Genomic DNA, 16,764 nt, shown 5'->3' with positions numbered 1-16,764 from the left:
ATACAAAAAATATATTATGCACGCATAATAATAGCATAATTTTTATTCTTTCATTAAAATGACAAAAAACTGCTTACTGGAATATTTTAATACACCATACAATACCGCTCCTTTTTCCAAAATAAAAAACTCTGATTTCTTACCTGCCTTTAAAGAAGCTATTGCAAGTGCCAAGTCTGAAATTGATACTATTATTGATAACCCAGATACACCAACATTTAAGAATACCATTGAAGCATTAGCGTTTTCTGGCGAGCAATTGGACAGGATTTCAAGTATCTTCTTTAACTTGAATTCTGCCGAAACCAATGACACCATTCAAAAGATAGCACAAGAAGTTTCACCATTACTGTCAGAATTCAGTAATGACATTACACTTAACGAAGCACTTTTTAAACGCGTAAAAGCTGTTTATTTACAAAAGGACACTTTAGAGCTAACTACCGAACAACAAACACTTTTAGATAAAAAATATAAAAGCTTTTCCAGAAATGGAGCCAACTTACCGGAGGACAAAAAGCAACAACTTCGGGAAATTGACAAGAAACTAAGTACTCTTAAACTAAAGTTTGGAGAAAACGTTTTGGCTGAGACCAATGCGTTTGAAATGCTTATTACTGATGAAAAAGAACTTTCAGGCTTGCCTGAAGGCTCTAAAGAAGCTGCCAGGCAACTTGCCGAGTCAAAAAACAAAAGCGGCTGGTTATTCACTTTAGATTACCCTAGCTACATACCTTTTGTTACCTATGCTAACGATCGTAATCTTAGGAAGCACCTAACATTGGCAGCAGGCAGTAAAGGCTTTAAAAATGATGCTTTAGACAATCAGGAGAACGTCCTTCAAATAGTAAAACTAAGGCACGAACGTGCCAACCTGCTGGGATACAAAACACATGCGCATTTTGTTTTAGAAGAACGCATGGCCAAGACGCCTGAAAACGCACAACAATTTCTAGACGAGTTGCTTGAAAAAGCAAAACCGGCCGCAATTAATGAGTTTAAAAATTTAGAACAGTTTGCAAAAAAACTACATGCTATAGACAGACTTGAAAAATGGGACGCTTCTTACTACTCCGAAAAACTAAAGCAGAAACTTTTTGATTTAGATGATGAGCTTTTAAAACCCTATTTCAAATTAGAAAATGTAATTAACGGCGCATTTTCAGTTGCGAATAAACTATTCGATCTTAATTTTGAAGAAATAAATAGCATCGACACATACCATAACGATGTACTCACTTATAAGGTAACAGATAAAGACAATAATTTAATTGCTATTTTCTATGCCGATTTCTTCCCCAGGCCAGGTAAGCGCAACGGTGCGTGGATGACATCTTATAAACCGCAATATATTAAAGATGATGTTAACGAAAGACCTCATGTATCTATAGTTTGTAACTTTACAAAGCCTACTAAAACAAAGCCATCACTACTAACTTTTAATGAAGTAACTACCTTGTTCCATGAATTCGGACATGCGCTCCACGGTATGCTAGCCAACACCACCTACCCTGGTCTTTCTGGCACCAGTGTATATTGGGACTTTGTAGAATTACCAAGTCAGATAATGGAAAATTGGTGTTATGAAAAGGAAGCATTGGAGCTTTTTGCTAAACACTACCAAACGGGAGAAATCATCCCTATGGAACTTGTTGAAAAAATAAAGGCATCTGCAACCTTCCATGAGGGTATGCAAACCCTACGTCAACTAAGTTTTGGCTTATTGGATATGAGTTGGCACGGACAAGATCCAAACGGCATAAAGAATGTAAAAGCGCATGAAATGGAAGCTTTTAAAGACACGTCTTTATACCCCGAAGTTAAAGAAAACTGTATGAGCACGGCTTTTTCACATATATTTCAAGGTGGGTATTCTTCTGGTTATTATAGCTATAAGTGGGCCGAAGTTTTAGACGCCGATGCCTTCGAGTATTTTAAAACTTCTGGTATTTTCGACAAAAAAGTAGCTAATAAATTCAAAGAAAACATACTAAGTAAAGGAGGCACCGAAGATCCTATGGTGCTCTACAAACGCTTTAGAGGCCAAGAACCAAAACCTGAAGCCTTATTAAAACGTGCTGGGTTGATAAAGAATTAAATAGATTCATTTTTTTCCCTTATTTTTGAAATTCAAAAAACCTGTTATGTCTAACCACTTAATTGACCCCAATAATTGGATTGATCTGTATTCCGATTATTTATACAACTATACGATTTCGAGAGTTAGTGATAAAACAGTTGCTCAGGACTTGGTACAGGACACTTTTTTAGCCGCCCTTAAGTCGATGAAGAATTTTAAGGGAGAATCTAGTGAACGTACCTGGTTAATCTCCATTTTAAAACGAAAAATCATTGACTATTATCGAAAAATAAACTCAAACAAAGGCAAAGCTGAAGTTCGCATAGACTACAATAGTGATTCCGAAAGTGAAGGTGACTGGTTAGAAGAACGCGTTGCAGACCCTTATGACAAAACAGCCGAAGACACCATGCAAAATGATGAATTGGGAGAAGCTATTTACAAATGCCTAGACAAGCTCCCCAAGAAACAAGCCGACGTTTTTAAAATGAAAACGATTCAAGGACTTGAAACTGAAGTTATTTGTAATGAATTAAACATCACAGCGTCTAACCTTTGGGTAATCATTCACAGAGCGCGTACTGCTATGGCCGAATGCCTGAAAGAAAATTGGTTTTAATTATGATAAAAAAAATTAAAGTCTTCATCCCTTGTAAAGAAGCAAATCATGTTTGCGATAAAACACAATACAGGGAATCCTCATTCTGGGAAAAAATTAAATTGAACTTTCATTTGTTATACTGCAAAGCATGTAGAAAATACTCAAGCAATAATGCTAATCTTACCCAAACCATTGACAAATCAAATGTAAAATGCATGGATAAAAAATGTAAAGAATCCATGAAGCAAGAATTTGAAAAGGCATTAAAAGAAATTGAGCACTAAGAGACTTTTTATATTTAAGCAACCAAAATTAATATTAGCCACAAAACAGGAATCCCTTCAACCCAAAACGAACTGTAAAATTTAGGTTGGTTTGCTCTGGAAAAAACCAAAAAGATAAAGGTTATCGAAGTTATTATTAAAAGAACTTCCATATTAGTTCTATGTATAGCTTCTTTTAAAAGTTCCAATAGCACATAAACTACCAATAATATACTTCCCAATACTTTGGTTTGCTTCACCCCTATTTTTTGTGGGATGGTATCCAATTTAATGCTATCGTATTGTAAATCCCTAATCTCAAAAGGCAACATTAAAACAACAATAAAAACAAACCGCTGAACCACCATTAACAAAACTCCTGCATCTATCCTGCAATCATTATTTATTAGAGGCAAGAGCACCGTTACCCCTCCCCAAACTAAAGCAATTAAATAAACCTTTAACCCTCCTATACTTCTTAAATTTTGTTTACTATCAAAAAAATACCGTTTAGGCAAAAAGGGAATTGCGTATAAAAAAGTTATTACTCCAAAGCCCGCAATATACACCAATGTAATGGCTTGTAATTGCAAAGCGTAATAACACATAAAAAGAAAGCAAAATAACGAAAAAACCTGGATCCATTTTAGCCAATTAGCCAAACGCCTATGATGGAATTTTGCCAGTCCAAAATACTTCACAAAATTATAACCCGTAATCGATGCATAAAAGATAAAATACAATACATTTTCATCGTAAGGAATACCATATGTAATCAACGTAATCCAAGTCAGCGCATATACGGATAGAGCTACATGAATACTACTATTGATATAAAAATTAAAAAGCTCTCTAAACACCTTCATACCACAAAAATAAGCAAAGTGTTAATAAGCTCTTAAAATGGTTAAAAAGTTTCACGTTTACGCATTAAAATACATTAATAATTATGTAATTTTGCCGACTAGTTAAAACTAAACTTGCAATGAATACAAACGCTTTTGCTTTACGTCATATTGGCCCCAATGAAGAAGACCAAAACCTTATGTTAGAAACCATAGGTATTGACTCATTAGATCAGTTAATTTACGAAACCATCCCAGATGATATCCGTTTAAAGAATGGATTAAAGCTGGATGATCCGATGACCGAACATGAGTACCTCCTTCATATTCATGAACTATCTAAAAAGAATAAAGCTTATAAAACGTATATAGGTTTAGGCTATCATCCTACCATTTTACCTGCAGTCATTCAACGAAATATCCTTGAAAACCCAGGATGGTATACTGCCTATACTCCTTACCAAGCCGAAATAGCACAAGGCCGACTGGAAGCTCTTTTAAATTTCCAGACAATGGTAATAGACCTTACTGGAATGGAAATAGCAAACGCTTCACTTCTTGATGAAAGTACAGCAGCTGCTGAAGCCATGAGCTTATTGTTTGCAGTTCGTGAAAGACAGCAAAAGAAAGATAACATCAATAAGTTTTTTGTTTCAGAAAACATATTACCACAAACCCTTTCCTTACTTCAAACAAGAGCAACTCCAATTGGTATTGAGCTTGTTGTTGGTAACGAAGAAACCTTTGCATTCTCTTCCGACTTTTTTGGAGCCATTCTTCAATACCCTGGAAAAGACGGACAGATCAGTGACATCAAATCATTTATTGAAAAAGCCAATGCCTCTCAAATAAAAGTGGCAGTAGCTGCCGATATATTAAGTCTGATAAAACTAGAAGCACCCGGTAAATTTGGCGCAGATGTAGTTGTTGGAACAACACAGCGTTTCGGTATCCCAATGGGCTATGGTGGCCCACACGCTGCTTTCTTTGCTACTAAAGAGGCTTACAAAAGAGATATCCCTGGACGTATCATTGGTGTAACCAAAGATGCTAATGGTAACCGCGCCCTACGAATGGCTTTACAAACACGTGAGCAACATATTAAACGTGATAAAGCAACTTCTAACATCTGCACAGCACAGGTGCTTTTGGCCGTTATGGCAGGTATGTACGCAGTATATCACGGCCCTAAGGGCTTAAAATTTATAGCCAATAAAGTCCATAACAAAACTGCTACATTAGCCAAAGCTTTAGAGCAACTAGGCTATACACAAATAAACACTTCGTATTTTGATACGCTTCAAATTAAGACGAAGGCAAAAAAAATAAAGGCAGTTGCCAAAGAAAAGAAAGTAAACTTAAATTATCTAGATAAAGAAACGGTCACTATTTCTTTAAACGAAACGACTGCTATCAGGGATATCAACTATCTAATATCCGTTTTTGCTGAAGCTGCCAATAAAGAAACAATTGTCATTTCTTCAATCCTTGAAACTAACAATATTTCGGAAGCGTTGCAACGTACGACAAGCTTCTTAACGGAGCCTGTTTTTAATACTTATCATTCCGAAACAGAGTTGATGCGTTACATTAAAAAACTTGAACGCAAAGATTTGTCCTTGAACCATTCGATGATTTCTTTGGGTTCTTGCACAATGAAGCTGAATGCCGCTTCAGAGATGTTACCTTTAAGTTGGTTTAAATGGGGGAACATTCATCCATTCGCGCCTCTTAAACAAGCCAAAGGCTATTTAACAGCTTTAAAAGAACTAGAAGACCAATTAACTGAAATAACAGGTTTTGCTGCTACTTCATTACAACCTAACTCGGGTGCTCAAGGTGAATTTGCTGGCCTTATGGTTATTAAGGCATACCACGAATCCCGTGGTGACAACCATAGAAATATTTGCTTAATCCCATCATCGGCTCACGGAACAAACCCTGCAAGTGCCGTTATGGCAGGCATGAAAGTTGTCGTAACTAAATCGACTTCTGAAGGAAACATTGATGTTGATGATTTACGTGAAAAAGCAATAGCCCACAAGGACAATCTTGCCTGTTTAATGGTAACCTATCCATCCACTCACGGTGTTTACGAATCGGCCATTAAAGAAATTACAAAAATAATCCATGACAACGGCGGACAAGTATACATGGATGGTGCAAATATGAACGCACAAGTAGGCTTAACAAACCCAGGGAATATTGGAGCAGATGTATGCCATTTAAACTTACATAAGACTTTTGCAATACCACATGGTGGTGGCGGCCCTGGTGTAGGTCCCATTTGTGTTGCCAAACAATTGGTTCCGTTCCTACCTGGTAATCCGCTGGTTAAAACTGGTGGAGAAAAAGCTATTACAGCTATTTCTGCAGCACCATACGGTTCGGCTTTGGCATGCTTAATTTCTTATGGGTACATAAAAATGTTAGGAGCCAAAGGCTTAACACAATCTACTAAAATAGCTATACTCAACGCCAATTATATAAAGCAACGTTTACAAGGTAGTTTTGATACCTTATATTCAGGTGAACGTGGTCGTGCTGCACATGAAATGATTGTAGATTGCCGACCATTTAAAGCAAATGGCATTGAAGTTTCAGATATAGCAAAACGTTTAATGGACTACGGATTCCATGCGCCAACAGTATCATTCCCGGTAGCCGGCACCTTAATGATCGAACCTACGGAAAGTGAAAGTAAAACCGAGATCGATCGCTTTTGTGATGCTATGATCTCTATTAAGAGAGAAATAGACAACGCTTCAAAAGAAAACGCTAATAATGTTTTAAAGAATGCGCCACATACTTTAGACATGTTAACTGCAGACAATTGGGAGTATCCATACACAAGAGAAACAGCAGCTTTTCCGTTGGATTACGTAAAAGAAAATAAGTTCTGGCCTTCTGTTAGGCGTGTAGATGATGCTTATGGAGACAGAAATTTAATATGTTCGTGCGTTTCGATAGAGGAATATGCAGAAGCGTTATAGGCTTTTGAACATCGTAAAATAGAACAGTAAAGAGTTTGCCTTTAATACATTGCTATTATATTTGTTATATTAGCACAATTAAAGGCATTCTTCTTTTATGAATATAAAAATTACGGGGACAGGAAGCTATATCCCTGATACCATTGAGAAAAACGAAAACTTCCATCAACGTCAATTCCTCAACACCGATGGTTCCATAATAAATCAACCAAGTGAAGTTATTGTAGACAAGTTCAAAGCTATTACAGGCATTGTTGAACGTCGTTATGCAAAACCCCATTTAAATGCTTCTGACCTAGCTTTTTTTGCTGCTGAAAAAGCCATTACCGATGCCGATATTGATCCAGAAACGATAGACTATATTATTGTTGCCCATAATTTTGGTGACGTAAAGCACAGTACTATACAAAGTGATATTCTTCCTAGTTTATCTGCCAGAGTAAAACATAGCTTACGAATTAAAAACCCTAAGTGTATAGCTTATGATATTCTTTTTGGTTGCCCTGGTTGGATAGAAGGCGTAATTCAAGCTAAGGCCTTTATAAAATCTGGTATGGCGAAACGTTGCCTAGTGATTGGGTCTGAAACACTTTCTAGGGTTGTTGATAAATATGATAGAGATTCAATGATTTTCTCTGATGGCGCAGGTGCTACTATTATTGAAGCTACTGAAGAAACAGGAGGCATTTTAGCTCATGAAACAGCCAGTTTTACCTATGATGAAGCTTATTATTTGTTCTTTGGTAAATCGAACAATCCAGATAAATGCAAAGATACGCGCTACATAAAAATGGATGGCCGCAAGATTTACGAATTTGCTCTTACCAATGTACCTAAGGCTATGAAAACCTGTTTGGATAATAGTGGCGTTAATATTAAGGAAGTGAAAAAGATTTTTATCCATCAGGCAAACGAAAAGATGGATGAAGCCATATTAAAACGTTTTTACAGACTGTATAGAACAGACATCCCAGAAAGGGTTATGCCTATGAGCATTCAAACATTAGGCAATAGCTCGGTTGCAACGGTTCCTACCCTATTCGATTTAGTAAAAAACAATAAATTGGAAAATCATCGTCTTACAAAAGGGGATGTTATTATATTTGCAAGCGTTGGTGCAGGTATGCATATTAATGCGATCGTTTACAAATATTAATTTAACCGCTTTAGCGAACATGTAAAATGTACGAAAAAACATTTCCTAACAAACGTTTTAAGCATACACTAGAATTTCTTAAAAAACATATTTCTAATTCAGAAACCATTCTGGATCTAGGTGTAGAAAACCCTTTTTCCGAAATCATGAAGCAACATGGATTTTGTGTTGAAAACACCAAAGGAGAAGATTTGGATGTAGATACATCAACCATATTAAACTCTAATGCCTCTGTTGTTACTGCTTTCGAAATTTTTGAGCACTTACTATCCCCCTTTACAGTCTTAAAATCCATTAAAACAGATAAATTAGTTGCTAGTGTCCCCCTTAAATTGTGGTTTTCTTCGGCTTATAGAAGTAAAACAGATATGTTGGACAGGCATTATCACGAATTTGAGGACTGGCAATTCGATTGGTTATTAGAAAAAGCAGGTTGGAAAATCATAGATCGTAAAAAATGGACGAACCCAACCAAGAAAATAGGCATCCGCCCTATTTTAAGGTGGTTTACTCCAAGGTATTATATTGTTTATGCTGAAAAAATTAGCAAATAACAATTCGACATGAACTTCTACATCATCATCCCAGCGCATAACGAGCAGAATTCCATAGGACTTACTTTAGGTTCTTTGGTAAAACAAACCTTGTTACCAAAACGAGTTGTTGTGGTTAACGATAATTCAACGGATAACACTGAAGATATTATTGAAGGCTATTCTACCAAACACCCTTATATTACATTAGTAAACTCCAAATCGTCTAACGAGCACTTGCCCGGTTCAAAAATCATAAATGCATTTTATAAAGGTTATGAAGTTTTAGATGATCATTATGATGTAATCTGTAAATTTGATGCCGATTTAATATTTCCCGACAACTATTTGGAACAACTGGCTAGCCATTTTAACAGAGACAAAACACTCGGAATGGCGTCGGGTTTTTGTTATATTAAAAAGAATGATACTTGGGAATTGGAAAATTTAACCCGTAAAGATCATATTCGTGGCGCACTTAAAGCCTATAGAAAATCGTGCTTTCTTCAAATAGGTAAATTAAAACCTTCGATGGGCTGGGATACTGTAGACGAGCTACTTGCCAAATTTTACGGTTGGAACATATTAACAGATGCATCTTTAAAAGTGAAACACCTAAAGCCTACTGGCATTAGCTACAATAAAGCATCTAAGCATATGCAAGGGGAAGCCATGTACAAAATGCGCTATGGTTTTTTAATCACTTTGATTTCTGCAATAAAGTTAGCTTACAAAAAGCATAGCTTAAAACTGTTTAAGGATTACATGGCTGGTTATTTTAAAGCCAAACATAGCAAACTAGACTTTCTTGTTTCTAAAGAGCAAGGTGATTTTATCAGGAACTTGAGATGGAAAGGGATGTTAAACAGAAAAGGTCCAAATTAATTGAACCTTTTACCTTCTAAGTAACTATTTACTACTATTCTACCACCAGGCGTTTAACAGCCCTGATACCCGTTTTAATATTGGTTACACTAACAAAATAGATTCCGCTTTCCAAATCATTTGTGTGCAATGGAATTTTCTTAATTGTTTTACCATAGTTAGCATTAAATAATAGGTTTCTTTGTAAGCTATATATCTTGACACTTGTATTTCCGCTTACGAATTTCGACAAGTCTACAGTAACACTACTTTTAGATGGATTGGGATATAATGCAATTTTACCTGTACTAGAACTTTCTGTTTTAATGATTTCTAAGGCGTTGGAAAAGTCATAACATCCTTCCAGATTCATAACTAAGCTATCTTGTACCAAGCCTACTATACCTTCTTCATAGCTTAAATGCCACACTAAACAGGTATCGGCCTCTGTCTCGTCAAAGTCCGGTTCGGTATAATCGTCAGCTAATATTAATATTTTCTCAGCATTTTTATCGGTGAACACCCATTTCGACATGCTTCCAACATTATCAGCAAGACTAATGGAATCTGTCGCTATATTATCTGCTACTTCATCCCCTACAGTAAACTCGAACGGCCCACCTGTTATGGTTCCCCCATCTGGTTGGTGTCTAATAACCTCTACGGCATTAGACAAACTAAAACACCCCATTATATCTGCAACCAATCCATCTACTTCTAGTCCTTCTAATTCCCACTCATAGCTTAAATGCCATACCAAACATGTACCCGCTGGTGCTTCATCAAAATTTACTTCAGAATAACTGTTGGGCGGCAATCCAAGTATAACGGTACCGTCTTCATTGGTAACTACCCATTGCGAAGAAGCCCCTTCATTTCCCGTTAATGTAATTGCGCCTTCTGGTATGTGATCTGCCTCACCATCACCAACACAAAATTCAAACGGCCCGCCTTCTAAGGTTCCTCCTTCTGTATGTTTTCTAATTACGGTAACAAAATCTGAAAACTCAAAACACCCTATCAGATCTGCAGGATTATTGCCTACCTCCAAACCACTAATACCATCCTCATACATTAAATGCCATACCAAGCAAGTGCCAGCAGGCGCTTCGTCAAAGTTAACTTCTGTATAACTATTAGGTGGTAATCCAAGAATTTCCGATCCATCAGCGTTTGTTACTACCCATTGTGAATTAGCCCCCATATTTCCAGAAAGTGTAATAGCTCCTTCAGGTATGTGATCTGCTTCGCCATCACCTACACAAAATTCAAATGGCCCGCCTTCCAATGTACCACCTGTAGGTTTTTGTTGCACAAGGACATCGATATAATTATGAGAGACATGGTACCTTCCGAGAAGATCAGACAAATTTTTCACATGTTTATGCCATAAGGGTTTTATACCATTATAAGACAAATGGTATATTCTGTAATCTCCTGGTTCGAATGTACTAAAATCTATGATTACACTTTCTGGTAAATCCAGAATATTTTCATCTGTATCTGTTACAATCCATTGTTTTACTCGTCCGGAAGCCCCCTCAACAACAGCATTAATTATGTCTGGATTTTCATCACCCAGACAAATGCTTGTGTTATCCATAGTACTTACCCAACCGCCATCTACAGTGGCATTTTCATTGGCATGCTCATTTTGAGCTGTTACAAACCCCATGCTTAAAACCATTAAAGCAAAAAGAAGTATCTGGGTTTTAATAATTACAAAACATCGACTTGGGGAATCACCGTGTACCTTTTCCTTCATAACTATTTGATTTATAATTTAATAAGATCAAATAATATACAAAAAACCAATAGAATAGTTACTATCTACGGCATCAGGTACAAAAAAAATCGGTCAGTCGTAAAAGTCCCATGTACTGCTATTGTTTGATGCCTCCAATTTGTACTCAATTTCATCTTTAAGTTTAGAAAAGAAATCTATACCTGTTAACTTTTCAACTTCGTCTACAGACACAACAAATTCATACAATGGTCTGTCGGAATTTTTATGGGGCACTAAAAAAGCAATCATGTTGGTTTTCCCATTTTGAGTTGACAAAAGCACTTTAAAAAAATAATCGGGAACAGAAACCTGTTCTTTTCCAATGGATTTTAATCCTTCTTCCAAAACGCCACCAGTAATGACAAAAACACCGTTATATTGTTTAGCCCAATACCTAACTTGTTGCTCTAAATTGTTCCAGATACCAGAATTAAAAGTATGTTCCTGAGGTGAAATATTACTGGTTAAAAAGGTTTCTTTATAAGCCGACAAGCTATGACGTCGGTCTCCAGCCGGACATAAATGGCCCCGATCGTAACCGGAATTCTTGTAGTTATTCCAATGGGCCGCTCCTGTCTTTACTGCTTTATCAATTTCAAAATAAGGACGTTTATAATTTGCTTTCGACAAATCAGACTTCTTTAATTGATAAGCCACCCATTCTGGTTGTTCATGAGGCTCGCTATATGATAAAGAATAGCCTTCATGATGTACAACCTGCCCTGTAGTGCTCGTGGGAAGCAAATATTCTTTAGTATGTGCCTTTACAACTTGTCCCTCTGAAACTACCGTTGCCTTTTCTTCTTCATTTAAAGAATACTCATATACATAAACCCCTAAAAAAATTAAGGCTGTTAATATGGCGTATACTTCTCTTTTATTCAAATTATTATTCTAAAACAAACTCCAAAGGTTTACCAATGGCTCCATTAGGGAAACTTGTTCCTAATAACGCAGACATGGTTGGAGCAATATCTGTAATATCTGTTCTTTGTAAGGTATGTCCATGTTTAATCCCTTTTCCAAAAAATAAAAGAGGCACATGTGTATCATAATTCAAACTACTTCCGTGTGAAGAGCCTGTTTTTCCATATGAAATATGTGCTGGGTCTGGTACCATAATGATATCTCCTGATCGTTTTTGGTTAAATCCCTTCTGCACAAAACTTTCTACTCCTGTTTCAAATGATGCGGAACTCATTGTAGTTGCACTGTACGCTTTATCGATGTTAGCATAAGCAAGAACTTCGTTTACAATAGCTTCTTGTACATCATTTAAATTTAAGCCCAAAGCTTTTATTTTTTCTCTATTTAAAAATATTTGATTATTACTAATATTCTCAACTAAATCCTTACTTCCATATGACTCCTCCATAAAGGCATCGAACACTTTTCTAGTTTTAGAATTATTCAAGTAACCTGCTGGAATTTTAACACTTTGCAGATAAGCTGGCACATCAACAGCTCCATGATCGGCCGTTAAGAAAACGGTATAATTATTTTTACCAACATTTTTATCTAGATTATTGAATAGCCTTTCCAAATCTTTATCTAAACGTATATACGTATCTTCTACCTCTTTAGAATTAACCCCAAAATTGTGTCCTACGTAATCCGTACAAGAAAAACTAACAGCCAACACATCGGTTATATCATCTTCTCCCAATGCTTCACCACTAATTGCTGCTATGGCAAAATCTGCCGTTAAACTATTACCGTATGGTGTAGATTTAAGAATATCAAAACCTCCATTTTGGTCACTTAATTTGGCAAGTTCGTAAGGGAACGTTGCTGTCTTCTTACCTTTAAAACCGCCTTCAAAGGTATTTAAATCACTGCCACTCTCTACATAATCATTAATATCGTAAACCGTGTTCCAAACTTTTAAATAAGATTTCACTGTACCAGACGCATTAAAATCATTTACCCATTTGGGTAATTCATCCATATAATGCGTACTTGATATCCAATGTCCTTCATTTTTTCCATGAAACCAATATGCTGCATTTGCTGTATGTCCAGCAGGTAAGATCGCACCACGATCTTTAATTGAAATTCCAATAGTCTTCCCCCGCATTTGTGTAAACAACCTGTTCTCATCGGCAAATGTGGTAGTTTTCATTCTGTGAGGTGACATCTTCCCTGCCTTATCTAAGGTTCCTACTGGTTGAACAGCTTCATCACCCGCACAATATACCATATCCTTAATTTCTTTGTCATACCAATCATTTGCAATAATACCGTGATACTTAGGGGTTGTTCCCGTGTATATTGAGGTATGACCTGGCCCTGTATAGGTTGGTACATAGTTATAATGATTGTTCTTACAGTTAAACCCTTCTTTCATCATGCGCTTAAAGCCGCCTTCTCCATACTTATTATAAAAACGAGTTAAATAATCATACCGCATTTGGTCAACTACAATACCCACAATTAGTTTTGGGCTTTCATTAATTAATGAAGCTTCCTTTGTTTCGAAATTAAGCTTATCTTCTTGAGCTTTAGAAATTGTCCCTATTAGCAACAACATTGCTAGTGATACAATATTTTTTAACATGATTATTGGTTTTGCCGCCAAAAATACATTTTTTTGGATATCATAATCGAATTTTAATTTAAAATGCTTTTAGTTTTTTTACTTTAGCACCAACAAATTAAAGTATGACATACCTATATAACATTGGTTCTTATTTTTTAATGATTGCCGAGATGTTTCGCAAGCCTACCAAATGGTCGGTTATGCGAACATTGATCTTTAAGGACATTAACGATTTGATAATTGGCTCTTTAGGCATCATAGCCTTTATTTCATTTTTTGTTGGAGGTGTTATTACCATACAAACGGCTTTAAATATTGACAACCCATTAATCCCTAAATACTTGGTTGGGTTTGCCACAAGGCAATCTGTTATATTGGAGTTTGCCCCGACCTTTACCTCTATTATCATGGCTGGAAAAGTAGGCTCCTTTATCACCTCTAGTATAGGCACAATGCGTGTTACAGAACAAATAGACGCTTTAGAAGTGATGGGGATTAACTCTTTAAATTATCTTGTATTTCCAAAAACAATTGCTTTAATGCTGTATCCTTTTGCTATAGCAATTGGCATGTTTTTAGGGATTCTAGGAGGTATGGCTGCTTGTGTTTTTGGAGGATATACTTCACTAGAAAATTATATACTTGGTCTACAAACAGACTTTGATACCTTTCATGTTATCTATTCGTTTATTAAAACATTTGTGTTTGCATTTGTTTTAGCAACCATACCTTCCTTTCATGGGTTTTATATGAAAGGTGGTGCCCTAGAAGTTGGTAAGGCCAGTACCACGTCTTTTGTGTGGACAAGTGTGGTTATTATTTTACTTAATTATATATTAACAGGAATGTTGTTAGGCTAATGATAGAGGTTAAGAATTTACATAAATCGTTTGGTGAAGCTGAAGTGTTAAAAGGTATTAGCACAACTTTCGAAAAGGGGAAAACCAATCTTATTATTGGACAAAGTGGCTCAGGAAAAACTGTTTTTCTTAAATGTCTCTTAGGATTATTTAATTATGAAGAAGGCTCCATCTCCTATGATGGAGAGATCTTTTCCGAATTGACCGAGGATCAAAAACGTAATTTACGTTCTAAAATAGGCATGGTTTTTCAAGGAAGTGCTTTATTTGATTCTATGACCATTGCAGAAAATGTTATGTTCCCTTTGCAAATGTTCACCAAACAAAGTAAAAGTGAAATGCAAGACCGGGTTGATTTTGTTTTAAAGCGTGTTAATTTGGACAATGCGCATCACAAAATGCCCAGTGAAGCTTCTGGGGGTATGCAAAAGCGTGTGGCCATAGCAAGAGCCATTGTTAACAACCCTAAATATTTATTTTGTGATGAACCCAACTCTGGACTTGATCCAAAAACCGCTATTGTTATAGACAATCTTATCCAGGAAATTACAGATGAGTATCAAATAACTACTGTTATTAATTCCCACGACATGAACTCTGTTATGGAAATAGGAGAAAAAATAGTTTTTTTAAAAGATGGATTAAAAGCTTGGGAGGGATCCAATCAAACGATATTCAGAACCGATAACGAAGCTGTAACAAATTTTGTTTACTCTTCTAATTTATTTAAGAAAGTTAGAAAGATGTATTTGGAAGAAAACCAATAGTTAATTAACACGTTTCACGACCAAGGTATCTAAATCCAGTTTTAACCTTAGCCACTTCTCTAACTTTTCTACGTCCTTTTTTCTAATGGATTCGTTAGATAAAGAATCGACCCATTTAATTGAAAAAACAGATAGGGTATCCATTTTTTTAAAATTTGAGTTTATTACATTGGCATAAGATATCTGTTCGATAGTTTCGTAATTAATCTCTACCTCTTTTGCCAACTGATCGAATGCTATATAGTTTTTCTCTAATTTTGTTAATTGCTTTACCTTGTTTTCTAAAAAGTTTATTTTTTGTGTCTGCGACAGCAAATCTAAAGAATCACGTGTGCGTAGTTCTTCCATATACCTAAAGTTATTTAACTTAGATCGATTTTGATTAATCACCAACTTACAATCACCTAAAGCACTATAATCTTTCATTCTATCCTGTAATATAGCTATAGTAGACTCAGGTATTTCTTCTAAGCCAAACGTATTAAGCTCGATTACAGAGCTCCCTTTTCTATCGTATTTATAACTAGCATTTCTCTTTAAATAATCTGCATGGGGCAAAGACTTAAGTTCATTACTTACAAAACTACTGGCATCTCTATTAAAATTACTCTCATTTAAAACATTTAAAAATGTCCAGATAGCTGGGATCATAACAACAATTGCCAATAAAGTAGCTAACCTTGCCAAGCGCCGACGCTTTTTAGAGTTAACATATTTAAGCATAGGGAAACGCAACACTTTTAATACAATAATAGTAGCCATAGCTATAAAAATTGTATTGATAGTAAATAAATACATGGCTCCAGAAAAGTACTCCAAGTTTCCTTTGGCCAACCCATAACCAGCAGTACATAGTGGGGGCATTAAAGCTGTAGCAATAGCAACTCCAAAAATAACGGATGCAATCGTTCCCTTTTTGGTTCGCGCTATAATAAGAGCCAAACCTCCAAAGAATGCGATTAAAACATCACGTATGTCTGGTTTCACCCTGCCCAAAAGTTCGGAAGTAACATCACTCAATGGAAAGAACCAAAAAAACAAAAAAGCCGTCAATAAACTCAAAGCAATCATTGTAGCTAAGTTTATCAATGATTTTTTAAGGGTATCGATATCATTTATTGCAATAGACAGCCCTACACCTAAAATAGGCCCCATTAGGGGAGAAATTAACATCGCTCCAATTACAACTGCCGTAGAATTAGCATTTAATCCTATAGAAGCAACAAATATGGAACAAATTAAAATCCATGCAGTAGCTCCTTTAAACGGGATATCATTTTTAATAGCTTGAATCGTTGCTTCCCTGTCTGTATCGTCCCTAAAATCAAGCAATTCATTTAAGAAGTTCCTTATACTTTGAAAAAGCCCTTTTGCCTCTTCTTTTATTGTTTCTTTAGAAGTTTCGATGGTCTGTTCCTTCTTTAACTCCTCTTCTGAAAAATTGAATTTATTTTCTTCCATAGATTAATGATATACT

The 16,764-nt window shown here is 35.9% G+C and carries 14 protein-coding genes; 9 read left to right on the top strand and 5 right to left on the bottom strand.

Going from position 1 to position 16,764, the window contains the following annotated elements; genetic code table 11:
* The first annotated feature begins 58 nt into the window (after positions 1-58).
* The 3 genes from ABD792_RS07350 to ABD792_RS07340 are packed head-to-tail and all read left to right on the top strand — an operon-like array spanning position 59 to position 2,965.
* Positions 59-2,098: a M3 family metallopeptidase gene (locus ABD792_RS07350; protein WP_345005232.1), complete on the top strand. Its 2,040-nt coding sequence runs from the start codon at positions 59-61 to the stop codon at positions 2,096-2,098.
* Positions 2,099-2,144: 46 nt separating this feature from the next.
* Positions 2,145-2,699 carry a sigma-70 family RNA polymerase sigma factor gene (locus tag ABD792_RS07345; protein ID WP_345005231.1) on the top strand — a complete coding sequence of 185 codons (555 nt, stop codon included), beginning with the start codon at positions 2,145-2,147 and terminating at the stop codon, positions 2,697-2,699.
* Positions 2,700-2,701: 2 nt separating this feature from the next.
* Positions 2,702-2,965, top strand: a complete 264-nt coding sequence (locus tag ABD792_RS07340; RefSeq protein WP_345005230.1) for a hypothetical protein — start codon at positions 2,702-2,704, stop codon at positions 2,963-2,965.
* A 14-nt stretch (positions 2,966-2,979) separates the two neighbouring features.
* Here ABD792_RS07340 and ABD792_RS07335 read toward each other — a convergent pair whose 3' ends face one another.
* On the bottom strand, positions 2,980-3,810 hold the full coding sequence (locus ABD792_RS07335) for a UbiA prenyltransferase family protein (protein WP_345005229.1): 831 nt from the start codon (positions 3,808-3,810) through the stop codon (positions 2,980-2,982).
* A gap of 119 nt (positions 3,811-3,929) precedes the next feature.
* On the opposite strand from ABD792_RS07335, the gene gcvP reads away from it, so the two are divergent.
* The 4 genes from gcvP to ABD792_RS07315 all read left to right on the top strand — a co-directional run bounded on the left by gcvP (position 3,930) and on the right by ABD792_RS07315 (position 9,356).
* Complete coding sequence (gene gcvP, locus ABD792_RS07330; protein WP_345005227.1) at positions 3,930-6,782, top strand: aminomethyl-transferring glycine dehydrogenase; 2,853 nt, start codon at positions 3,930-3,932, stop codon at positions 6,780-6,782.
* A gap of 97 nt (positions 6,783-6,879) precedes the next feature.
* Positions 6,880-7,938, top strand: a complete 1,059-nt coding sequence (locus tag ABD792_RS07325; protein ID WP_345005226.1) for a 3-oxoacyl-ACP synthase III family protein — start codon at positions 6,880-6,882, stop codon at positions 7,936-7,938.
* 26 nt (positions 7,939-7,964) lie between these two features.
* Complete coding sequence (locus ABD792_RS07320) at positions 7,965-8,492, top strand: methyltransferase (protein ID WP_345005225.1); 528 nt, start codon at positions 7,965-7,967, stop codon at positions 8,490-8,492.
* Between the two features lie 9 nt (positions 8,493-8,501).
* Entirely contained in the window at positions 8,502-9,356 is an 855-nt protein-coding gene (locus ABD792_RS07315) for a glycosyltransferase family 2 protein (RefSeq protein ID WP_345005224.1), read from the top strand.
* A gap of 34 nt (positions 9,357-9,390) precedes the next feature.
* On the opposite strand, the gene ABD792_RS07310 is transcribed toward ABD792_RS07315, so the two are convergent.
* The 3 genes from ABD792_RS07310 to pafA all read right to left on the bottom strand — a co-directional run bounded on the left by ABD792_RS07310 (position 9,391) and on the right by pafA (position 13,678).
* Positions 9,391-11,100 carry a T9SS type A sorting domain-containing protein gene (locus tag ABD792_RS07310; RefSeq protein WP_345005223.1) on the bottom strand — a complete coding sequence of 570 codons (1,710 nt, stop codon included), beginning with the start codon at positions 11,098-11,100 and terminating at the stop codon, positions 9,391-9,393.
* 93 nt (positions 11,101-11,193) lie between these two features.
* Positions 11,194-12,006 carry a DNA/RNA non-specific endonuclease gene (locus ABD792_RS07305; protein WP_345005222.1) on the bottom strand — a complete coding sequence of 271 codons (813 nt, stop codon included), beginning with the start codon at positions 12,004-12,006 and terminating at the stop codon, positions 11,194-11,196.
* Positions 12,007-12,010: 4 nt separating this feature from the next.
* Positions 12,011-13,678, bottom strand: a complete 1,668-nt coding sequence (pafA, locus tag ABD792_RS07300) for an alkaline phosphatase PafA (RefSeq protein WP_345005220.1) — start codon at positions 13,676-13,678, stop codon at positions 12,011-12,013.
* A 104-nt stretch (positions 13,679-13,782) separates the two neighbouring features.
* On the opposite strand from pafA, the gene ABD792_RS07295 reads away from it, so the two are divergent.
* Together ABD792_RS07295 and ABD792_RS07290 are read left to right on the top strand one after the other, a co-directional pair.
* Positions 13,783-14,520 (top strand): MlaE family ABC transporter permease, encoded by a 738-nt coding sequence (locus ABD792_RS07295; protein WP_345005219.1) that lies wholly within the window; start codon positions 13,783-13,785, stop codon positions 14,518-14,520.
* Complete coding sequence (locus ABD792_RS07290; protein WP_345005218.1) at positions 14,520-15,287, top strand: ABC transporter ATP-binding protein; 768 nt, start codon at positions 14,520-14,522, stop codon at positions 15,285-15,287. Before ABD792_RS07295 ends, ABD792_RS07290 begins: the two co-directional genes overlap by 1 nt.
* On the opposite strand, the gene ABD792_RS07285 is transcribed toward ABD792_RS07290, so the two are convergent.
* On the bottom strand, positions 15,288-16,748 hold the full coding sequence (locus tag ABD792_RS07285) for a DUF389 domain-containing protein (protein ID WP_345005217.1): 1,461 nt from the start codon (positions 16,746-16,748) through the stop codon (positions 15,288-15,290).
* Between the last annotated feature and the right edge of the window lie 16 nt (positions 16,749-16,764).

It is taken from the genome of Snuella lapsa (assembly GCF_039539345.1).
In the GTDB taxonomy this organism is placed as follows: domain Bacteria; phylum Bacteroidota; class Bacteroidia; order Flavobacteriales; family Flavobacteriaceae; genus Snuella; species Snuella lapsa.
This window is presented reverse-complemented; position numbering and strand designations above follow the sequence as displayed.